Annotated in this window: 18 protein-coding genes; 4 read left to right on the forward strand and 14 right to left on the reverse strand. The window is 27.9% G+C overall.

Annotated elements, in window-relative coordinates:
• Positions 1 to 30: 30 nt before the first annotated feature.
• From ACVHXK_RS02900 to ACVHXK_RS02910, 3 genes are all read right to left on the reverse strand, one after another.
• Complete coding sequence (locus tag ACVHXK_RS02900) at positions 31 to 426, reverse strand: DUF2177 family protein (protein WP_461204854.1); 396 nt, start codon at positions 424 to 426, stop codon at positions 31 to 33.
• Between the two features lie 3 nt (positions 427 to 429).
• Positions 430 to 1,206, reverse strand: coding sequence for a DUF1295 domain-containing protein (locus ACVHXK_RS02905; RefSeq protein ID WP_461204855.1), 777 nt, complete (start codon positions 1,204 to 1,206; stop codon positions 430 to 432).
• A 153-nt stretch (positions 1,207 to 1,359) separates the two neighbouring features.
• Positions 1,360 to 3,159: a DAK2 domain-containing protein gene (locus ACVHXK_RS02910; protein WP_461204856.1), complete on the reverse strand. Its 1,800-nt coding sequence runs from the start codon at positions 3,157 to 3,159 to the stop codon at positions 1,360 to 1,362.
• Positions 3,160 to 3,429: 270 nt separating this feature from the next.
• Between ACVHXK_RS02910 and ACVHXK_RS02915 the strand changes: the two genes are divergently transcribed.
• The 3 genes from ACVHXK_RS02915 to ACVHXK_RS02925 all read left to right on the forward strand — a co-directional run bounded on the left by ACVHXK_RS02915 (position 3,430) and on the right by ACVHXK_RS02925 (position 6,251).
• Positions 3,430 to 3,771: a zinc ribbon domain-containing protein YjdM gene (locus ACVHXK_RS02915; RefSeq protein ID WP_461204857.1), complete on the forward strand. Its 342-nt coding sequence runs from the start codon at positions 3,430 to 3,432 to the stop codon at positions 3,769 to 3,771.
• A 385-nt stretch (positions 3,772 to 4,156) separates the two neighbouring features.
• The gene (locus ACVHXK_RS02920; RefSeq protein ID WP_461204858.1) at positions 4,157 to 4,828 is read left to right on the forward strand and encodes a response regulator transcription factor; all 672 of its coding nucleotides are present in this window, start codon (positions 4,157 to 4,159) and stop codon (positions 4,826 to 4,828) included.
• Positions 4,809 to 6,251, forward strand: a complete 1,443-nt coding sequence (locus ACVHXK_RS02925; protein WP_461204859.1) for a sensor histidine kinase — start codon at positions 4,809 to 4,811, stop codon at positions 6,249 to 6,251. Before ACVHXK_RS02920 ends, ACVHXK_RS02925 begins: the two co-directional genes overlap by 20 nt.
• 127 nt (positions 6,252 to 6,378) lie before the next feature.
• On the opposite strand, the gene ACVHXK_RS02930 is transcribed toward ACVHXK_RS02925, so the two are convergent.
• The 7 genes from ACVHXK_RS02930 to ACVHXK_RS02960 form a co-directional block, all read right to left on the reverse strand.
• Positions 6,379 to 8,019 (reverse strand): FAD-dependent oxidoreductase, encoded by a 1,641-nt coding sequence (locus ACVHXK_RS02930; protein ID WP_461204860.1) that lies wholly within the window; start codon positions 8,017 to 8,019, stop codon positions 6,379 to 6,381.
• A gap of 108 nt (positions 8,020 to 8,127) precedes the next feature.
• Positions 8,128 to 9,183: an ACR3 family arsenite efflux transporter gene (gene arsB, locus ACVHXK_RS02935; protein ID WP_461204861.1), complete on the reverse strand. Its 1,056-nt coding sequence runs from the start codon at positions 9,181 to 9,183 to the stop codon at positions 8,128 to 8,130.
• 51 nt (positions 9,184 to 9,234) lie between these two features.
• Positions 9,235 to 9,609, reverse strand: coding sequence for an ArsR/SmtB family transcription factor (locus ACVHXK_RS02940; protein ID WP_461204862.1), 375 nt, complete (start codon positions 9,607 to 9,609; stop codon positions 9,235 to 9,237).
• Positions 9,610 to 9,761: 152 nt separating this feature from the next.
• A complete protein-coding gene (locus ACVHXK_RS02945) occupies positions 9,762 to 10,607 on the reverse strand; it encodes a nitroreductase family protein (protein ID WP_461204863.1) in 846 nt (281 codons plus the stop codon).
• 29 nt (positions 10,608 to 10,636) lie between these two features.
• Positions 10,637 to 10,792: a hypothetical protein gene (locus ACVHXK_RS02950; protein WP_461204864.1), complete on the reverse strand. Its 156-nt coding sequence runs from the start codon at positions 10,790 to 10,792 to the stop codon at positions 10,637 to 10,639.
• A gap of 149 nt (positions 10,793 to 10,941) precedes the next feature.
• Positions 10,942 to 13,416, reverse strand: coding sequence for an EAL domain-containing protein (locus ACVHXK_RS02955; protein ID WP_461204865.1), 2,475 nt, complete (start codon positions 13,414 to 13,416; stop codon positions 10,942 to 10,944).
• Positions 13,417 to 13,749: 333 nt separating this feature from the next.
• The gene (locus ACVHXK_RS02960; protein ID WP_461204866.1) at positions 13,750 to 14,385 is read right to left on the reverse strand and encodes a flavodoxin family protein; all 636 of its coding nucleotides are present in this window, start codon (positions 14,383 to 14,385) and stop codon (positions 13,750 to 13,752) included.
• Positions 14,386 to 14,618: 233 nt separating this feature from the next.
• On the opposite strand from ACVHXK_RS02960, the gene ACVHXK_RS02965 reads away from it, so the two are divergent.
• On the forward strand, positions 14,619 to 14,942 hold the full coding sequence (locus ACVHXK_RS02965; RefSeq protein WP_461204867.1) for a winged helix-turn-helix transcriptional regulator: 324 nt from the start codon (positions 14,619 to 14,621) through the stop codon (positions 14,940 to 14,942).
• 97 nt (positions 14,943 to 15,039) lie between these two features.
• Here ACVHXK_RS02965 and ACVHXK_RS02970 read toward each other — a convergent pair whose 3' ends face one another.
• The 4 genes from ACVHXK_RS02970 to ACVHXK_RS02985 all read right to left on the reverse strand — a co-directional run bounded on the left by ACVHXK_RS02970 (position 15,040) and on the right by ACVHXK_RS02985 (position 20,052).
• Complete coding sequence (locus tag ACVHXK_RS02970; protein WP_461204897.1) at positions 15,040 to 17,379, reverse strand: PAS domain-containing sensor histidine kinase; 2,340 nt, start codon at positions 17,377 to 17,379, stop codon at positions 15,040 to 15,042.
• 264 nt (positions 17,380 to 17,643) lie between these two features.
• Positions 17,644 to 18,108 carry an HD domain-containing protein gene (locus tag ACVHXK_RS02975; protein ID WP_461204898.1) on the reverse strand — a complete coding sequence of 155 codons (465 nt, stop codon included), beginning with the start codon at positions 18,106 to 18,108 and terminating at the stop codon, positions 17,644 to 17,646.
• 126 nt (positions 18,109 to 18,234) lie between these two features.
• Complete coding sequence (locus tag ACVHXK_RS02980) at positions 18,235 to 18,426, reverse strand: helix-turn-helix domain-containing protein (protein WP_461204868.1); 192 nt, start codon at positions 18,424 to 18,426, stop codon at positions 18,235 to 18,237.
• A 339-nt stretch (positions 18,427 to 18,765) separates the two neighbouring features.
• A complete protein-coding gene (locus ACVHXK_RS02985; protein ID WP_461204869.1) occupies positions 18,766 to 20,052 on the reverse strand; it encodes a L,D-transpeptidase family protein in 1,287 nt (428 codons plus the stop codon).
• Positions 20,053 to 20,393: the final 341 nt, after the last annotated feature.

Below are 20,393 nucleotides of genomic sequence, written 5' to 3' on the forward strand. Positions count from 1 at the left end.
AATAATCCACCTTTATTGATGATTTTTATATTAAAATTTATTCACAATAAAATAACTTAAAACAGCCGTTATTCCTCCTAGAGTTGTTCCCCAGACTAGGTCTACAAAAGTAATTAGTATTGGCCAATCTTTTAATGTAGCAAGATTTGTTAGGTCATAAGTTGAGTAGGTTATAAATCCAAATAACATTCCTACAAATAGCGCATATTTCCAGCTTTCTTTAGCTAGGGCAGGATTTAGAACAAAGAATACTATTCCCCCTACAAATAAAAGATAGAAAATTATAGCAGCCAGCCAATTTGGTTTTGGGCTCATTATATATCCTAATTCTCTAGAGTAGAGATTTTTTGCAACAACACCTAGCCAAATTAAATCTATGCTCATAAACACAATGAACGTTACTAAATAACTTTTTACAATATTCATACTTCACCTCTTCTTCTTTTTAGGAAACCAAGGTATAAAAATACTAGTCTCCTTCATATATTCTTTAAAATCTTCTCTATCTTTGTATTTTTTCTCAAGCAACGGAACTCCAGATACAAATACTAATAAGTAAGTTATTACTATTGGACTTATCATTCCATATAGTCCTCCACTCACTGATAATCCTATAATAAATATTCCCCACCACATTGTAGCTTCACCAAAATAATTTGGATGTCTAGTATATTTCCACAGACCATACTTCATAAGCTTACCTTTGTTGGCTTTATCCTTTATGAACATCTTTAACTGATAGTCTCCCACAGCTTCAAAAATATATCCTATAATCCAAACTAAAATACCAACAAAGTCTAATATATGTAACGTAGCATCACTTGAGTTGTTTATTAGAATTATTGTCAATGAAATTATATACATAAGTACCATTTGGAGAAAATAAACATTAAAAAATGCCTTTACTCTCACAAATTTTGTACCCCAATTTTTTCTCATATTGACATATCTAAAATCTTCCCGCTTACCAATATTTCTACGAGCTATATGATAAAATAATCTCATGCCCCAAATAGATACTAATATAAGCGTCACTATACTTCTTACGGTATAATGTCCTCCCATGAAGAAAGTAAATATAGCAACAATAACAAATCCTAATCCCCAAGCCATATCAACAATGGAGTTATTCTCTAAAAATTGTCCTATTATAAAAACTATAGTGAAATACACTAGTAAAACTAACGCTGTTTGTAAATAAATCATTTTCTAATTCCCCTTTTTTTTAAAACCTCTGTTTTAGAATATTGTTGATATTTATATTATTGTTTTTGAGATAAGGTTTCACTTTAATAAGTGTTATTTTCAGATTGTAGAGTGCAATTATTTTAAAATATGGTCTAAACCCTAATCCCATCTCTATTCAGTAATATAAGAAATAGCAACAGCTCCATCGCCTGCTCCTATGGCTATTATCGAAGAAGTTTTATCTATATAGTTTGGTTTTTTGCCAATGATTTTTTCAAAAATATTTGCCCAGATATTTGCTTCTTCTTCATTGTTAACATGCACTATCGAGTATTCCTTTATCTTATTTTCCTTTAATACCCTTTTTATAGATTTTACTGTTTTATTTAAACTTCCTTTATTACTAAAAGCAATAGATTCTAAAGCTCCTCTGCCATCATTGTCTAAAGTAATAATAGGCTTCATATTTATAAATTTAGCTACCTTTCCTGCATTTATACTTAATCTTCCTGATTTAATCATATTATCTATTTTCTTAACATTAACTAGAATTTTAGTTTTTGCTACCTTTTCTTCTATAGCTTGTACTATATCATTGTGACTCTTTTTCTTATTTATTTCATCAACTAATTCCATTACTAAGAGACCTTCTGCCCCTGAGTTTTGTTTTGAGTCTATTACTGATATTTTTTTATCTTTATTTTCATCATTAAATTTCTTAGCAACATTACTAATAATACTATAAGTTCCGCTGAGTTCTTTAGATACTGTCAGAACAATTATTGACTTATAATAAGTTGATAGATATTGAAATATATTTTCTACCGATTTGAAATCTGGTTGAGATGTTGTCGGTAATTTTTCATTATTATTCGCATATTCAAGAATCTTTTTATTGGTGATTGTAAGCTTATCAAAGTAATTAATATCTTGCATAATTATATTTAGATTAATTACATGTATCTGATTTTCATCTATAAATTCTTGCGGCAAATCTGCTATAGAATCTGTTAGTATTGCTATATCATTTTTTCTATTTTCCACTATATCCTTTTGTTTTTTCATATCATCAGCTTTTTGATATATAATCTTTCCTATTTTATCCATAATTTCAAAAACCTCGTAAGGCTTGTCTGTATGAATATGCACTCTAACTTTTTTACTACTGCCAGCTACAACTAATGAATCTCCAACATCACTAAGCAATTTTTTTATTTTGCTAACATCTATATTTTCACCTTCTATTAAAGCTTCAGTACAATATCTAAAAGTTATTTCTTCATGATTATGTGTATGTTCTTTCACATCAACAATTAAGTCTTCCTCCTCAATATTATCCTCATAAAAATCCAATTTTTCATTGTCACTCTTCAAAAAATCTATAAATCCTTTTATAAAAATAGTAAAACCTTTAGCTCCTGAATCTACTACAGATGCCTTTTTTAAAACATTTAGCTGATTAGGTGTATTTTTCACAGCTTCTTCTAATTGTTTATATGAATGATTTAAAACTTCAATCATATCAAAATTATTTTGCTTAAATTTATTTAAAGCTTCTGACCAAGCTTTTATTACAGTAACCATAGTACCTTCAACAGGATTTGCAATAGCATTATATGCATAATTAACTGCGTTTTTATTTGCTTTTATAAAATTATCCATTGTTAAGTGATTCTCATTTTCTATTTCATCGCTAATTCCCTGAAGATATTGAGCAAAAATTATTCCTGAATTACCTCTTGCCCCACCAAGTGCAGCATCGGCTATTGATTCAACTGTATGTTTTATAGATTGTCCTAATTTAGAATCTTTAATTATAGAGTTCATTGTTGAATAAAGATTACTTCCTGTATCTCCATCAGCAACAGGAAATACATTTATTTTATTTAAATCGTTCTTATTAATCATAACTTCTTTTGCCCCTGATAAATAAGCATAGTATAATTTTTCATTATTAATTTTTATATTCATAGTATCCCCCCACCAAAACATCAATAACACTTTGTAATCAATATTTATTATTATTTAATACTATTTTACCATATATGTAGATTTTTTCAACAACAATATCAATTTTTTATCAATTTTCTCCATTTTTTTTACACTATTAATGATGAAATAAAAATACTGCTTTATAAAGCAACAGTATTTTGGGTATCTACTCTTTTGACGTATTTGGTGCCATGCACTTTTATCTGCTATAATGGTAAATGATTATAAAACGACGGAGGAAATTAATTTATGAACAATTTACCAAATTGCCCTGAATGTAATTCAGAATACACTTATGAAGATGGAAATATTTTTATTTGCCCAGAATGTGGATATGAGTGGACTTTAACAACAGAAAATGAAAACAAGGAAAATGAGAAAATCATCAAAGATTCCAACGGAAATATTTTAAATGATGGTGATTCAGTAACTATAATTAAAGATCTTAAAGTAAAAGGAAGTTCGTCAGCTTTAAAAAAAGGTACAAAAGTTAAAAATATAAGATTGGTTGATGGTGACCATAATATTGATTGTAAAATTGATGGCTTCGGAGCTATGAGCTTAAAATCTGAATTTGTAAAGAAAATATAATCTAATAAAATGAGATAACTAAAATAAGGATACCTTGGGCATCCTTATTTTTATGTTATATATTATATTTTATTCACTTATAGTTCTAACTAAACGTACAGAGTTAAACATATTATCTCCGCCTTTTCTAGCAGAAGCACTTCCTTTACTATACTTCACAATAATTTCACACAGTTTCTATATAATTTTCATATAGCATATCCTCTTCATAACATTATTTATATTTATTCAGAAAACTAGTGATATAAACAGGTTTACCAAAAACTCTATAAGACATACAAAAGAAACCATGATATGATTTATAATAAATACCATTATTGAAAATATATTTGAAGATGTATTTGAGAATACCAAAGATAACAAACAATAAAATTGAGGTGAAAACATGAAAATTATTATCATTGACGATGAAGAAAAAGTAAGAAGAATAATCGGTGATTATTTAAAAAATGAAGGCTTTGACATAGTTGAAGGAAAAGACGGTATAGATGGCCTGAATAAAATTATTGCACAAAATAATTTTGACCTTATACTACTAGATATCCGTATGCCTAAAATGGATGGGTTTGAAACAATAAAAGAAATCAGAAAAGTAACTAACACCCCTATTATTTTTCTTACAGCATTAAATCAAACTTATGATGAAGTAAAAGGCTTGGACCTCGGTGCTGATGATTTTATAACTAAACCCTTCACTTATGAAATTTTAGTTGCAAGAATAAAAGCATGTCTTCGAAAATATCAGACATTTAAACCTAAAACACTTACAATTAATAATTTAAATATTGATTTTACAAATAGTGAAGCTAGAATTGATGAAGAAAATTTAAATTTAACACAAAGAGAATTTAAAATATTAGAATTACTTATGTATCATAAAAACATCACATTAGAAAGAGCTACAATCCTTGATAGAATTTGGGGTTATGATTACTATGGAGACCCCCGAACTGTAGACACTCACATAAAAACATTAAGAGCAAAATTAGGTGATTATAGTACTATTATCAAAACCGTTAGAGGAGTTGGATATAAACTTGAAATCCCTGAAAATTAAATCCATTAGAACTAAACTGTTATTAATCTATTCAGGAATATTTTTCTTGATGCTAACTATTCTAATTGTTATAAATTACTTTTTCATCGATAATTTCTTTATTCAAATCAATAAATCAAATATAATTCATGAGTCCGCCAAATATCTTGATTATGATAATGATAATAATTTTCGTATATCAAAAGAACTAACAGGTGCTACCGGTGGTAATGTTATCCTTATTAATGATGACCTTCCACCAAGAGATAAACATATGCTAGGTAATAATGATGAAATAATCACCAATGCTGAATTAGAATTAATAGAAAATAACGCTAGTACTAATATTAAAAACGGCTATTTTACCGTTACCAATAGCGAAGATGTAGATGGTTCTAAAATTCTATATGGACGTTTTCTTAATAATGGAAACCTTCTAATTATAGTAAAACACTTAGGTATAATTAGTGAAATGCAACAAACATTTATGTTTTTTTTGACTATTACCACTGCTTTAATCTATATCATAGCATTCCTCATTATACTTTTCTTTTCGAGCCGTATCACCCGTCCTGTTGTAACGTTAAAAGATGCTGCTGAGAAAATCGCTTCTCTTAATTTTCAAGATCCCCTAGTAGAAAGAGGCTCGGATGAAATAGGCCAATTGATTGTAAGTGTCAATATAATGGCTAAAGAGCTATCTAAAAATATTGAAGCCTTAAATGAGAGTAATGAACAACTATCAAAAGAATTATCTAAAGAAAAAAGTTTAGAGACTATGCGCCGAAGATTTGTATCAGATGTATCCCATGAACTAAAAAATCCTATAAGCATAATACTTGGATACGCAGATGGATTACATAGAGGTATACCAAAAACTAAGGAAGATCTAAATTACTATTATGAAGTTATTCTAGATGAAGGCAAAAGAATGAATCAGCTTATAATAGATTTGCTTGACTTATCTTGCTACCAATCTAGAACATTCACAATGAAAAAAGAAGAAGTTGAATTCAATATATTGATAGAAAATGCTCTTGAAAGGCACGAATATATTACCAATAAAAGATCTATTGATGTTATTCTTAATATGGATGAAAATTGTATAGTATACGGTGATTCCTTACGTCTAGCACAAGTAATAATTAATTTAACTAGCAATGCCTTTAAATATGTAAACCAAAGTGGACAAATCATTGTTAATTTAATAAACTTATCAGATAAAGTTAAATTTACTATATCAAATTCAGGTCCCTTAATTCCAAAAAATGAATTAGATAATATTTGGAATAGCTTTTATCAATTAGATACAATTAAAAACGGTAATGGTCTTGGGCTTGCTATTGTAAAAAGCATTGTAGACCTTCATCATGGCCAGGTACGATCATATATTGAAGATAATATGAATAAATTCGAAGTGATTTTAACATCAATACACGAATAAAATATATTTATCATAAATTGTAATAATTCCAATTTAAAGAAATATAAAAGAGTTCTAATAGATATAGTACTCTTTTATATTTAGATTATTATAATGATTGGTACCTGGCACTTTTATTATATTAATTCTATTTCTGTTTGCTTCCTTTATAAAATTTATGTCCCCCTGATAGATTATAAACTTTTTTAAATCCACGATTAATCAATATATTTTGGGCTGCATTTCCAGTAACACCTTTATTACAATAAGTTATTGTTAACTTTTCCTTATCTAAAGTTTCTAGCCTATATCTCAAATTACTATGTGGCAAATTTATAGCTGAATCCATATGTGCCTCATTATATTGTTTACTTATTCTGGAATCTACTATTTGAAGATTGTCTCCTTTGTCTACTAAAGCTTGAACCTTTTTTGATGTAATTATAGGTCTATTATTATTAATAGCGTTATCTAATATCATTCCAGTATAATGTACTGGATCCTTAGTTGTAGAAAAAGGTGGTGCATAAGCTAAATCTAAATGAAATAATTCATCTACTTTTGCTCCATAAGTTATAAGTGTAGCAAATACATCAACTCTCTTATCCACTCCTTCATATCCTATTATTTGTACACCTAATATTTTTTGTGTATTCTTATCTGCTATAGCCTTTATAACCATTTCCTTCCCATGGAAATAAGCGGGTTTATCTGGTTTTATATTATGTATTATCTCAATATTATAGCCTTCTTCTAAAGCCTCTCTCTCTGACAAACCTGTACTTGCTATAGTCATGTCAAATAATTTAAATATTCCAGTACTTAAATTTCCTTTATATCGTAGCCTTCCACCTGTCAATGCATCACCAGCTATTCTTCCAGTTTTATTAGCAGTAGAACCAAGTGGTCTATAAACTGGTTTTCCTGTAATAGCTGAGAAAGTTTCTATACAATCTCCACAAGCATAAATATCTTTTATATTAGTTTCCATAGCTTCACTTACTTTTATAGCTCTTGTTATTCCACATTCTACGCCGGCTGCCTCTGCTAAAGCCACATTAGGCCTTACACCTGTAGCCATAATAACCATATCACTTTTTAATTCTCTTCCATCTTTAAGTATTACTTTATCTTCTAATATTTTAGTTATAATTGCATTTTTCAATATAGATATGTTTTTCTTAAGTAAAGCATTTTCTAAGAATTGAGCCATATCTATATCAAGATTAGGAGTAATCTTACCTTGCATTTCAACTATGGTAACATTTATATCATCAGCCATTAAATTTTCAAGCATTTCAAAACCTATAAATCCAGTTCCTGCAATCACTGCATGTTTAGGCTGTTTCTTCTCTATAAAATTCCTAATAACTCTAGCACTTTGAACGTTTCTAAGGAAAAATACATTATCCTTCTCAATACCTTCTATATTTGGAACAAATGGAGTTGCTCCTGTTGCAATAACCAATTTATCATATTTATCAACAAATATCTCACCGAAATATAAATTTTTAACAGTCAACTCCTTAGTTCTTGCATCAATTTTCAACACCTCATATCCTGTCAAAACATCAATGTCATACTTTTTCTTAAAAAATAAAGGATCTCTTGGAGTAAGTTCTCCTATATCTTCTATTTCTCCTCCAATATAGTAAGGAAGTCCGCACCCTGAATAAGAAATATCCTGATCTTTTTCATATATAACTATATCTGCTTCATCATCATTTCTTCTAGCCTTTGCTACAGCTGAAGTCCCCGCAGCAACAGCACCAATAACAACTATTCTCATATATATCGCTCCTTTAAGTATGAAGTATAGTACCCACTACACCAAATTATATTATTAATATCTATATCTTTAAATTAATATTAGCGTATAGTACATTTTGTATTTGCTCTACTTAAACCATCCTTTTGTTCTATTAGCTATTTTCACAAGTGTCAGCATAACCGGTACTTCTACTAATACACCAACCACAGTTGCAAGTGTAGCTCCTGATTGCAGTCCAAAGAGTGAAATTGCAACTGCTACTGCTAGTTCAAAGAAATTACTTGCACCAATCATGGCTGCTGGTGCAGCAATGCTATGGTCAAGTTTCCATACTTTGGACCATAAATACGCTATAAAAAAAATAAAAAATGTTTGTATTATTAATGGTACTGCAATAAGTAAAATATGGAATGGATTGTTTAAAATTATTTCTCCTTGGAAAGAGAATATAATAACCAAAGTTAATAACAATCCTATAATAGTTGTATTGTCAAATTTCTTAATAAATTTATTTTCAAAATAATTTTGCCCTTTGTTCTTTATTATGTATTTTCTTGATAGATAGCCGCCAACTAGTGGTATTACTACAAACAATACTACTGACAAAAATAAAGTATCATAAGGCACTGCTACATCACTTACTCCCAGTAAGAAAGCAACAATTGGTGTAAATGCAATTAAAAGTATCAAATCATTTACCGCGACTTGGACTAAAGTATAAGCGGGGTCTCCTTCTGTAAGATGGCTCCATACAAATACCATTGCAGTACAAGGTGCAGCTCCTAAAAGCACTGCTCCAGCTAGATAATCGTTTGCTAAGTCTGGTCCTATCCAAGCTTTAAATACAACTTTCAAGAAAAAGGCAGCTATCAAATACATTGTAAAAGGTTTTATAAGCCAATTAGTCACACATGTTATAGTTAATCCTTTAGGCTTCTTAGTAGCTTCAACAATACTAGTAAAATCAATTTTAAGCATCATTGGATAAATCATTAACCAAATTAGTATAGCTACTGGAATAGAAACCTTGGCATATTCAAATTTACTAAGAGTTTGTGGTATGGCCGGTATCCACCTGCCAATCATTACTCCAACAACAATACAAAGTGCTACCCAGACTGTTAAATATCTTCCAAATATGCCCATTCCATCAGCTGCTTTTATAACTTTTTTATCATTCATTTTAAATCCTCCTATGTAATGCTATTTTATAATCATCTTTTGTACTCTTTTTTATTTTATAAGATTCAATACATTTTCTTTATCCTCAGTGATGAACTTACAGTTCAAGTTTTGTTCTTTATATCTTTTGTATCTTTCTAAATCATTAAGAAATAGTTTATTAACAAAAAATTTTTCTTCTAGGTATTGAAATATTAATTTATTTTGCTTCTTAAATTCCTCGCTTGTTTTATAATGTATCCATTGAGCATCTTTTGAAGAACTTATTATATCTATTCTTTTAAGTTTACTTAGATGTCTAGAAGCATTTGATTGTGTTATTTGGAGAATTACTTCAATTTCACAAACGCACAATTCATCATGCATAAGTAAATTTAAGATCCTAAGCCTATTTTCATCTCCAAGGGTTTTAAATATCTCTGTCATTTATAATACACCGCCTTAAATATGAGTATATTGCAATATACTCATATGCTAGCATACACATTTATATTTCGCAATATAATATTTGTAAAATTATCTTAACATACAGTCAAAACCCAGTATCAACTTTTGATACTGGATCTCAATATTCAATATTATTTATTATTCATTTGCCAACTACACACATAAGAAAACTTTTCCTCTTTACTCGCATATTCTTTATTTACAATCCAATTCCCTGCTAATTTTTTTTCATTAGCTGAGTATTCGAAGTGAAGCTTTGCTATTCCTATATCATTGTAACTTACATTAATTTTCTGTTTTTCTTTTTCAGAAAATGATGTCTTAGCTATATAAATATCATATCTATTGTCTATTTTCAATATACGCCAAGGCTGAGTATTACCTGCAGATGGAGCTATTCTGACCATATCTAATACATCAGAATACTCTCCTGCGTTCTCTTTCCGTAAACTATTATTAAAATCATCTTCAAAAAACAACTCTTCCCAAGGTTTACGTTTATCTGATTTTGCTATTATTCTTGCAAGCTTTTCTGTAGCTCTTACTTTATCACCATATCCAAGAGGTGATACCATAACTATTTGTTCTTCATCTTTTAAATCAACAACATCTATCAAATCTTTACTTTTAAATGTACCAGCCATCCAGCATGTTCCCAAATCAAGATCTGTCGCCTTTAGTACGATTTTTTCGAAAGCATACCCAAAATCTACAGCTATTTCTTTATCAAAGGTGAATTTTTCATCTAATATTCCTATAATATAAGTAGATGCCCCTTTAATCATTCCATAGGTACCAAGTTTTTCGCCTTCTTTAAAATTGAAGTCTATTATTTCAAATCTAAAGTTTTCATTATTTAAACTCTCTATGCTCACTTTCATAATTTCTTTCTTTTTTTGTTCAATATTTCTGTCAGAATAAGTTCTTACTGAACGTCTACTCTTAATAATATCCATAACCGATGATTTAAATTCCATTATATAATCTCCTGTTTTATAAAATTTATTTAAACTTTATTATTTGACCCACGTGTTTTCATATTATTCTTTGCTGCACTTGTTGAACCAATTTTTTTATTGGTTGTAAAATTTTGTTTTTTATTCTGTTGCTCTTTTTTCTTCTCTAAAATTTTCTTCATCATTTCAATATTTTTATCAGACATAAATCTTTACCCCTCCAAATTTAATACCTCAGCTTAAATTTATTTTAAACTTAGTTATAATGTTATCATTATGAAACTATTGATATATTATAACACTATTATTCTAGTATTGTTTGATATTATGCCATTTTACTTTTAATTTCTATAAATTAATTTTTCTCTATCTCTTTTTCTTCTATTGCCATTTCTACTAGTTTCCAAGGCATAGGCTTATAATAATAGTATCCTTGAATTTCATCACATCCTAATTTTCTTAAAAACTCGGCTTGCTCTAATGTTTCTACGCCCTCTGCAATTACTTCAAAACCAAATTCCTTAATCAAATTTAAAGTTAATTTTATAATTGCTTCATCCTTTTTATTTATATTAATCTGTGAAACAAATTCACGTGCAATTTTAATCTTATTCACTGGTAAGTATTTCAAATAACTCAAGGATGAATATTCTGTACCAAAATCATCCATAGATATTTTAATACCCATGTTTTGTAATTCTACTAACTTATTTATTATAGAATCATTATTCTTAATAAGTAAACTTTCGGTAACTTCTAATTCTAAGTTTTTATATTCTAATCCAGTTTGGTCTATAATTAATTTTATTCTTTCTACAAAGTTATCTTTTCTTATTTGAATAACAGATATATTGGCAGACATCACCCAGTCGTTATATCCTCTATCCACCCAGATTTTCATTCTTTCACAAGCAGTTCTTAATATATACTCTCCTATTTCTACTATTATCCCTGTTTTTTCTGCAATAGGAATGAATTTAACAGGACTTACAGCCCCAAACTCACTATTATTCCATCTAGCTAAGGCTTCAAATCCAATAATTTTACCCGTAGATTGATTAACTTTAGGTTGATAATAAGCTTCAATTTCTTTGTTCTCTAATGCATTTTCAAGATTGCTTATTAACTTTAATTCTTCATTAACCTGCTCTTTTAATTCCTCACTACAGATCTTGTACCTTTTCTTTCCTTCAGCCTTTGCACTATACAATGAAATATCCGCATTTTTCATAAGCGTTACAAAATCTTCACCATCTTCAGGGTAAATAGCCACCCCTAAACTTGTAGACACTGCTATTTTTTCTTGCTCAATTTCAAATGTATCATCAAAACAATGTAATATATCATCAAGTATTTTAACTAATTCTTCACTACTTTTAAAATCATTAATCAAAAATAAGAATTCATCTCCACCAATTCTTCCAACTATACTAGGTTTTTTGATGATTTTATTTAGTCTATTTCCTACTTCTAACAAAATCTCATCACCAATTGTGTGTCCAAGTGAATCATTTATATTTTTAAATGAATCAATATCCATATAAATAATAGCTAACTTTTCATTAGGGTCAACAGGTGTTGTGAACTGTTCCATTAAATATCTACGATTAGAGAGTCCAGTTAAATAATCATGATTTGCCATAAACTTTATATCTTTTTCAACATCTATTCTCTTTAGGATTTCAACCTCTAGTTTTTTATTAGTCTTATTTAGATTATTAGTTCTTTCAGTAACAATTTTTTCTAAATCATTATTCATTTCTATAACTTTATTCTGGATATCTTTCATTTGAGATATGTTTTGGAATATTAATACAATACTTACTATTTCATCAAAATCATCCCAACTCATAGTTGATGATAATAAAACTGGAATTTCCTTATTATCTTTAGTTGTTATTTTGATTTCTCTACTATTTATATTTTTTACTTTCAATTTTTCATAATCTTTTTTTATAACTAAGGAAATATTCTGATTTAATAACTCTTTGTTTTCAAATCCAAGCATCTTCCTAGCTCCATCATTAGCATATTCAATTACTCCTTTATGATTTAGAACAAAAATACCTTCATACATTAATCCAGCGATTTCTACCGCTAAACTTTTAGGTTCAACGTTCATCATTTTATACTTCTTCATTGCATATGTAATAGCTATACATGGAATTGCAGTTATTATTACCATAAAAGGGTCAATGTGTGGTACTATACGGGCTGGGTCTAAATTTATCCCTTCTGTAGATGGAAGCACATAATAATCTATAACCGTACCTACAATCAACGCTAATATCGTAGCAATAAATATAATCATAGCTTGTCTTTTCTTTCTCTTTAAGGTCGCTTTTATATACCAATTTAAAAGTAAAACTAATGAAAGTATTCCAACTACACTATAATATATATAAAAATATGTATTATAAAAATATCCATACTGTATATTTTTAAATAAATATTCTCCTCTTATAACTGTAGAAAATTCCAGAGGGTCATAATTCCAAATTGTATAAACATAAATAGCAACTAGCATAGGTAACGAAAAAACTATTTTTTTCCATAATTTATTAAACCAATTTTGATGTTCTGTTAGTAGAATAACAAAAATTAGCATATTGTAGTAAAATATAATATCTAAAATAATCAATACTAAAAACATAAATCTACCATTATAATTATTCATCCTAATAGTGTACCATCCACTCATGAAAGAGAAAAAAGATAAATTTAAAGCCATTAAAGCAAAACATCTATTTACCCATCTTGAATCTTTTGTAAATATTGAAAAACTTAGGACAAGGTACATTGCTGATAAAATCATATATAAAGTTAACATGCCTGTTTATTCCTTTCTATATATATTTTACATTGAAATTTTATTCATATTATTTAAAATCTATATGTATCTAAGATAAGTTATATAAATATTTAAAGAAAATAACTATATAATATCAATATTAATAAATAAGATAATGCTATTATATAATACTAATGTCACAACTATATTAAAATAGACTTTTTTACAGAAAATTTTTATTTCTATCTTTTATAAAAATATATAATAAAAAAGCAGTAAAGAGATTTACTTTACGCAAATCTCTTTACTGCTCAGTTTCCTTTTAAATAAAACATCAAATTCATAATAAATAACTGCCCAAAATAAAATTAGTTATCTAATAAAATTAGTAAATATCTTTTCCTCTTTTTCAGTTTCTTCTACCCTATCTTTTCCGTTTTCTACTATTTTCATAAGCCATGCCATATTTTTACCAAGTACTCTCATAATTTGAATACCTTCTTCATCTTGAAGAGCTTCCCCTGGCTCTGTTCCATGAATAACATTCCAATAGTTTGAAGTTGGTATTGCCATTTCTGAATAATTAAGATAATTATTCAGTTGATTGAATGTTGGAACGCCTCCTGAACGTCTTACTGCAACTACAGGTGCTCCTACCTTATGTCTCAACATTCCACTATTGACACTAGTTACTAAAAATGCTCTATCTAAAAAAGCTTTCATTGTTCCTCCAATAGCTGAATAATGAACTGGTGATCCTAGTATAATTCCATCTGCTTCCTTCATTTTTTGAATCCACTCATTTACTTCATCATCTTTAATAATACACTTTTCATCTTTATTTTTTGAGCACATACCACAAGCAGCACATCCTCTTATTGTTTTATTCCCAACATGAATTATTTCAGTTTCAATGCCTTCTTTTTTAAGTTCTTCAGTAACTAGTTTTATTGCGTGATAAGTATTTCCTTCTTTTTTCGGACTTCCGTTAAAAGCTACAACCTTCATTATTAAACCCTCCATTATTTTTTGAAATAAATCCTTTTGTTTCTATATTGAAAGTATATAACATATATTTTCACATGGAAAGTACGCACTTTTTCGTTAGATAGCTTACCTTTTGGTAAGTCTTAAGTAATTTCAATAACTCATAGCATATAAATTTATTACCTATCTACTATTTACTTGTATATTCTATATGTTATAATTTATATCAATCAACTCTAAAAAGTAGGTGTCCAATGCTTAAATACAATAATAAAAATTATGTCTGTCATCTTGACCTCGCTATGGACTTTATACGTGGTAAGTGGAAATCAGTTATATTATGCCACTTAGAAGATGAACCCAAACGATTTTTAGAACTTCAACGTATTACTTGTGGTGTTAGTCAAAAAGTATTAACAGAAAAATTATCAGAATTGGAACAACATGGTTTGATCTGCAAAAAAATTTACCCTGAGGTTCCTCCTAGAGTAGAATATAGCCTTACAGAAAAAGGTCAAGATCTTCTGCCTGCATTAGATGCATTAGAAGAATGGTCAAAAAAATACTATTACGATTAAGTCTATGTTTTATATAGTCATTAATTTTTAATAGTATTTTTTGAATGTATTACATTAAATTTTCCTATATATCTTACTAAAAAATAAGACTTTAATATTAACTAGATATAATATCAGAAAATTCAATAGATATCCTTTCTACTAAAGAATTATAATTATTAGTTTTTTCCTGGCTACTTGTTTCTATCACTTTATTAGGTATTTTTATTATAAATTCAGACCCTTTTCCCAATTTACTATTGACACTAATTTCGCCTCCGTTTAGCTCCACTAAATTCTTGACTATAGATAATCCTATTCCACTACCTTCATGTTCTCTTGTTAAGCTTTTATCTATTTGGATATATTTTTTGAATATAATTTCTTGTTTATCTTCTGCAATACCTATACCTGTGTCTCTTACAAAAATATAAGTTTCTTCTTCTTCAACCTGTATAACTACAGTGATTTTGCCACCTGGTTTTGTGAACTTTATAGCATTAGAAATCAAATTCAATAATATTCTTTCCATATGATATGGATCAAAACTTACAATTTTCTCTTCCAAATTTGTATCAAATTCAATTTCAATCCCATTATTCTCAATAAAAGAAACAACAGATAGCGTAATATTCTCAACTATTTCTACAATATTTAGATTTTTTAAATCTGCTTCTATATATCCTGAATCTAATTTTATAACATCAATAAAATTATTTACTAGCCTAATCAATCTATAGTCATTTTGCTTCATTACATTAGTATATTTTATTATTTTAGAAATATCTAAATTATCATCTTTCTTATTTAAATAAAGTTCAATAAGTTGTATTGATGATAGTATAATATTTATTGGTGTTTTGAATTCATGAGATATATTTGCAAAAAATTCAGTTTTTATTCTATCTAATTCTATAGTCTCTTCTAAAAGCATTTTATTTTTTTCAGCTTCTAATCTACTGGTTATGTCATAAAAAACACCCACTATGCCAGCTATTGAACCATCAGCGTTTACATATGTGCTTTTACATAAGACTATGTCATGAACTGAACCATCGGCGTAAACAATTTTTTCATTAGTGAATTTTTCTCCTCCGTTTTTTAATAAATACTTATCTGTTTCCTTAATTGTTCTCTTCAATTCTTCTGAAAAAAATTCTAAACACTTCTTATCTTTTAGATAATCCTCTGATATGCTAAACGCTTTCATATAAGCTATATTACAATCGCTATAAATTCCTAAAGAATTTTTAGTGAACATTGGTACTGGAACAGTATCTATTAAACATTTTATATAGCTTAGCTGTGACTTTAATTCATTTTCACGTGTTTCTATATTATCCCTTAATTCATCAATATTATAAATAATATTTTGTAATTCATCACTATCTTTAATATGTAATCTAGAAGGGCTCTTATCATATTCACCATCAATACTGTAATCACCATTACTAAGCTTATTTAATTGCCTATTAATTATTTCTATTCTGTCATTAAAATTAATAATAAAATATCTAAATATAATTGGGTATAGAACTAATACAAGTATTATACTCATGATTAAAATGATAATCATAACTTTATAAAGCACATCATAAATTATAGTAAAATCCATTTTTACTTCAATACAATAAGGCCTACCTTCATCATTTTCTTGATAATCATATATAGCAACTTGTCCTTTATTATTCTCAACAATTGTATCTTCTAGTCGAAGTTTTTCAATGAAATTTATATCTTTACTTAATGTTTTTTTCGACCTCATTACAGACCAACCAATATCATTACTTAAGTCATATACATCTATTTCATTTACATGTGTTTTATTCAAACTTGGATCTAATAAAATATCAGCTAATAATTCTTTATTATAACTTTTATAGTTATGCTCCTCTATATATGAATTAAAATCAATAGCTATTCCTATAATTAAATCCGTATCCTTTGGATTATAAAAATAGTATTTATTCAATTTGCCCGTATTAATTTCTGGTATAACGCGTTGAGTACAAACCTCCCCCTTACCATAAATTTCTTTAATATTATTTGTTAGATAATCCGGCATCTGGAAAATGTTCATATACAACATTCTAGGATCAGTGCTCTTATATATTTTACCATCGTCTCTTACTAAATATATGTCATCAATTTCATACTCACTGCATAATCCCTCTAAGTAAGAACTATTAACATTTTCTTTTAGTATACCCTCTTCAATTAGTTCCCCTGATACATATTTTATTACAGAATATCCGTGTAAATTAATTTCTTTTTCCATCTGCATTATCTTTCTATCAAACTCTAAAACAATTTTTTCTATATCTTTAATAGTAGATTCTTTTGTTTTTTCAATATTTTTATTAACCTGATAATTGATTAGAAATAATATGCTCCCATTAGTAATTATTGATGTTATTATTAAAACCATTAAAAGGAATCTTTTCAACCTATTTTTCATCAAAATGTTACTCCTAGATTTTTATTTTCTACACTTTTACCTATTTATATATATAATAACATAATACAGCTCAAAATATTACTTAATTTTCTCAATTTTACTTTTAATGTTTATTAAATATATGTATCAATTTTACCCTTTCAAAATCTCCTTAAGAATTAAATTTCATGTTAAAATACTTTCATTACAAAATGACTAAAATAGATAAATAAGCCATCTTGCATATTGCAAAATGGCTTACTATTTATTCTTAATCATATATTTTTATTGGCTTAAATATAAAGATTCTACGAACTCTAATCCCGTCTTTGTCCTAAAATATTTTTCTCTAACATTTAAAATTGCATCTTTGTCCATTTCATCTTCATATATATTCACTAAAAAATCTGATTCAATCAATATCCTATAGTCAATTCCAACTATATTTGAATACGTATGATGATTAGCTATCAAAAAAGAAATTCTATCTATAGTTTTTTCCTCTAGTTGAAATTTTTTTAAAAGCTCTCTCGCAATAGGTGGCCCTTCTATTTGCTGATGCACTCCACTTGAAGAATTATATTTCTCCTCACTAACTTTAATCCCAATATCATGGAAGATAGCTGCCAGCTCTAAGGTAAGCATAGTTTTAGAATTTAAGCCTTCTAGTTCTCCAATAATTTTAGAAAAAGAATAAACTTTTAGAGCGTGATTAATCCTTCTTACATCTCCATCAAAATAAAAAATCATCTTACTAATAGCTTTATCTATCAATTTATATCACCCATTTCTTCTGAAGTAACTCTTATATTATTATAATTTGATTTTACCACACATCTATATTTTCTAAAATAATTTATCGAAAAGTATTTTATTCTAGTTAAGTAATTCAGCCAAAGTAACATCTAAAATATTAGCTATTACTATTAATTTATTTATTTCAGGATAAAATTTGTCTAGTTCCCACATTGCTACAGTCTGTCTAGCTACTTTCATATCTTCCGCAAATACATCTTGTGAAATAGATTTACTTTTTCTTAATTTATTAATTTTTTCTCCCAAAGTCATCTTGTAAACCTCCTATTACCATACTAACAAATATCTTTAAGTAATATTTTAATATATTTTCTATAATTTGTTAAGTTTTTTATACAAGGATTTTAAGATGCTAGATTTTTTGTATTTTTGTATATTGTAATTTTTTCAGCTTATATTTTACATTTATTATAAATCTTATTAAATTACTATCTGCTTTTTTCTTTTTCTATTGTTTAGACTATAAAAGTGTATTTTGCTAATAAAAAATATAGGAATTATTGCAATAAAAATACTATAAATTATAAAAGATCATGTCGGAATTTTTTTTGGTGGTAGGTACCTTTTTTCAACTATAAGCTTGAGTTAAAGTCATTTATAACAAATAATCGGGGTGCCTGCATCAATGTTATTAAATATTGCTTTTGCTAAATAGTAGGGACAATTCACACAACCATGTGACCCGTTTGTCCTATATATTGACCCTCCAAAAGAACCTCTCCAATTTGCATCATGCATTCCTATTCCTCCGTTAAAAGGCATCCAAAATGCCACAGGTGCTTCATAATCATCGCCCCGCAAAACAGCATCCTTTTGTTTATATTTCAATCTATAAATACCCGATGGTGTCCCATGATTAGCACTTATATTACCAGTAACAACTGGTCCATCTGCTATTAATAATCCATTCTTATAAAACCATAAATGTTGATTTGATAGGTTTATTTCTACATAAGTATTTCCAATATCATTTTTACCAAGGCACATTGCTCTTTGAGAAAATGCTGTTTCTTTTGTGACAATTTCACCTGCTTTTATAGATTCTATTAAGGCGACGGTTTCCTCTGCTCTATCAACAGACCAGCCATAATCTCCTCCACTTACTTGTATTGTGCTTCCCGAAGATGTAGCAAAATTCCTTTTTGAACCAATTGTATTATAATTATTTGCAAGTTCGTCAATATAGTTTTTTACTTCTTGCTCGTCCAATTTAACTTCCATAGTATCATCAACACTAAGCCATGTATTTATTGTATTACCATCTAAAACTACATTGTCACTTCCAAAGTTATATGTAATTTTAGATGATACATATTTATTAAGTAAGTCTCTTGTATCAATTATTTTTTGAGAATTTGAAGTATATTCCGGTTTAACATAACTATCAATTTCCTCTAAGTCTATTGAAGATTGTCTTTTAAGAAGCGCATCTTCTACATAGCTATATAAAACCTCTTTATTTACCTTGTTCCCATTTACTTCAGCTATAATTTCGTAGCTTTCGTCTACATATTCAAAACAAGGATTTTGTGGTTCAATTACATTACTACTATCAAAACAAGAAAGGCTATTAATCTGTTTGTTTAATAATTCATTATCAAATTTAACTTCTTCTATCATCTTTGAATCCTCTGTATTAAAAATAGATGATACCCATTTATATGGACTTTGCTCATCCTTAGTATCCCTAAATTCTCTACCTGTTTCGTAACATAATCCAATTTCATTTCCTTTAATTACCTCTTGTATGCCTCCACGTTCATTTAGCTTCAGCTCATATTTGTCAAGTTCATCTTCCATCAATTCATTGACTGCCTCCACTTTTTTACCTGAAACACTTATACAATTTATAGTAGTACCAAAGTAAAAATGATTCATAAAATAAATCACCATACCCATATATATAACAAGTAAAGAACAAAGTGTTATTGAAATACCTATAAAAATCTTTTTGTTTCTTTTTATCACTCTTCCTATAGGGTTTAGTATTTTACTTTTAATAAATATACCAAAAGATATTAAATCCCATTTGATGATTTTCTTTCGCCTTTTTATAAAAGTTACTATTAGATTTAATGGTTTCTTCCCCGTAATCCCCACCCCTTTAATTAATAAAAGTTTTAAAATTAATTTATATCATACTAATTTTGTTGAAAATTTAACCTATTTATTTATATATATATTTATACTTTTTAATGACTATATATATAATTAAATTC

This window comes from Clostridium sp. DL1XJH146 (genome assembly GCF_054819755.1).

What these genes read in the sequence shown, in the direction of transcription:
- ACVHXK_RS02900 (WP_461204854.1), bottom strand. Translation starts at nt 426, where the DNA reads ATGAATATTGTAAAAAGTTATTTAGTAACGTTCATTGTGTTTATGAGC.
- ACVHXK_RS02905 (WP_461204855.1), bottom strand. Translation starts at nt 1,206, where the DNA reads ATGATTTATTTACAAACAGCGTTAGTTTTACTAGTGTATTTCACTATA.
- ACVHXK_RS02910 (WP_461204856.1), bottom strand. Translation starts at nt 3,159, where the DNA reads ATGAATATAAAAATTAATAATGAAAAATTATACTATGCTTATTTATCA.
- ACVHXK_RS02915 (WP_461204857.1), top strand. Translation starts at nt 3,430, where the DNA reads ATGAACAATTTACCAAATTGCCCTGAATGTAATTCAGAATACACTTAT.
- ACVHXK_RS02920 (WP_461204858.1), top strand. Translation starts at nt 4,157, where the DNA reads ATGAAAATTATTATCATTGACGATGAAGAAAAAGTAAGAAGAATAATC.
- ACVHXK_RS02930 (WP_461204860.1), bottom strand. Translation starts at nt 8,019, where the DNA reads ATGAGAATAGTTGTTATTGGTGCTGTTGCTGCGGGGACTTCAGCTGTA.
- arsB (WP_461204861.1), bottom strand. Translation starts at nt 9,183, where the DNA reads ATGAATGATAAAAAAGTTATAAAAGCAGCTGATGGAATGGGCATATTT.
- ACVHXK_RS02940 (WP_461204862.1), bottom strand. Translation starts at nt 9,609, where the DNA reads ATGACAGAGATATTTAAAACCCTTGGAGATGAAAATAGGCTTAGGATC.
- ACVHXK_RS02945 (WP_461204863.1), bottom strand. Translation starts at nt 10,607, where the DNA reads ATGGAATTTAAATCATCGGTTATGGATATTATTAAGAGTAGACGTTCA.
- ACVHXK_RS02950 (WP_461204864.1), bottom strand. Translation starts at nt 10,792, where the DNA reads ATGTCTGATAAAAATATTGAAATGATGAAGAAAATTTTAGAGAAGAAA.
- ACVHXK_RS02955 (WP_461204865.1), bottom strand. Translation starts at nt 13,416, where the DNA reads ATGTTAACTTTATATATGATTTTATCAGCAATGTACCTTGTCCTAAGT.
- ACVHXK_RS02960 (WP_461204866.1), bottom strand. Translation starts at nt 14,385, where the DNA reads ATGAAGGTTGTAGCTTTTAACGGAAGTCCGAAAAAAGAAGGAAATACT.
- ACVHXK_RS02965 (WP_461204867.1), top strand. Translation starts at nt 14,619, where the DNA reads ATGCTTAAATACAATAATAAAAATTATGTCTGTCATCTTGACCTCGCT.
- ACVHXK_RS02970 (WP_461204897.1), bottom strand. Translation starts at nt 17,379, where the DNA reads ATGAAAAATAGGTTGAAAAGATTCCTTTTAATGGTTTTAATAATAACA.
- ACVHXK_RS02975 (WP_461204898.1), bottom strand. Translation starts at nt 18,108, where the DNA reads ATGATTTTTTATTTTGATGGAGATGTAAGAAGGATTAATCACGCTCTA.
- ACVHXK_RS02980 (WP_461204868.1), bottom strand. Translation starts at nt 18,426, where the DNA reads ATGACTTTGGGAGAAAAAATTAATAAATTAAGAAAAAGTAAATCTATT.
- ACVHXK_RS02985 (WP_461204869.1), bottom strand. Translation starts at nt 20,052, where the DNA reads ATGAATCATTTTTACTTTGGTACTACTATAAATTGTATAAGTGTTTCA.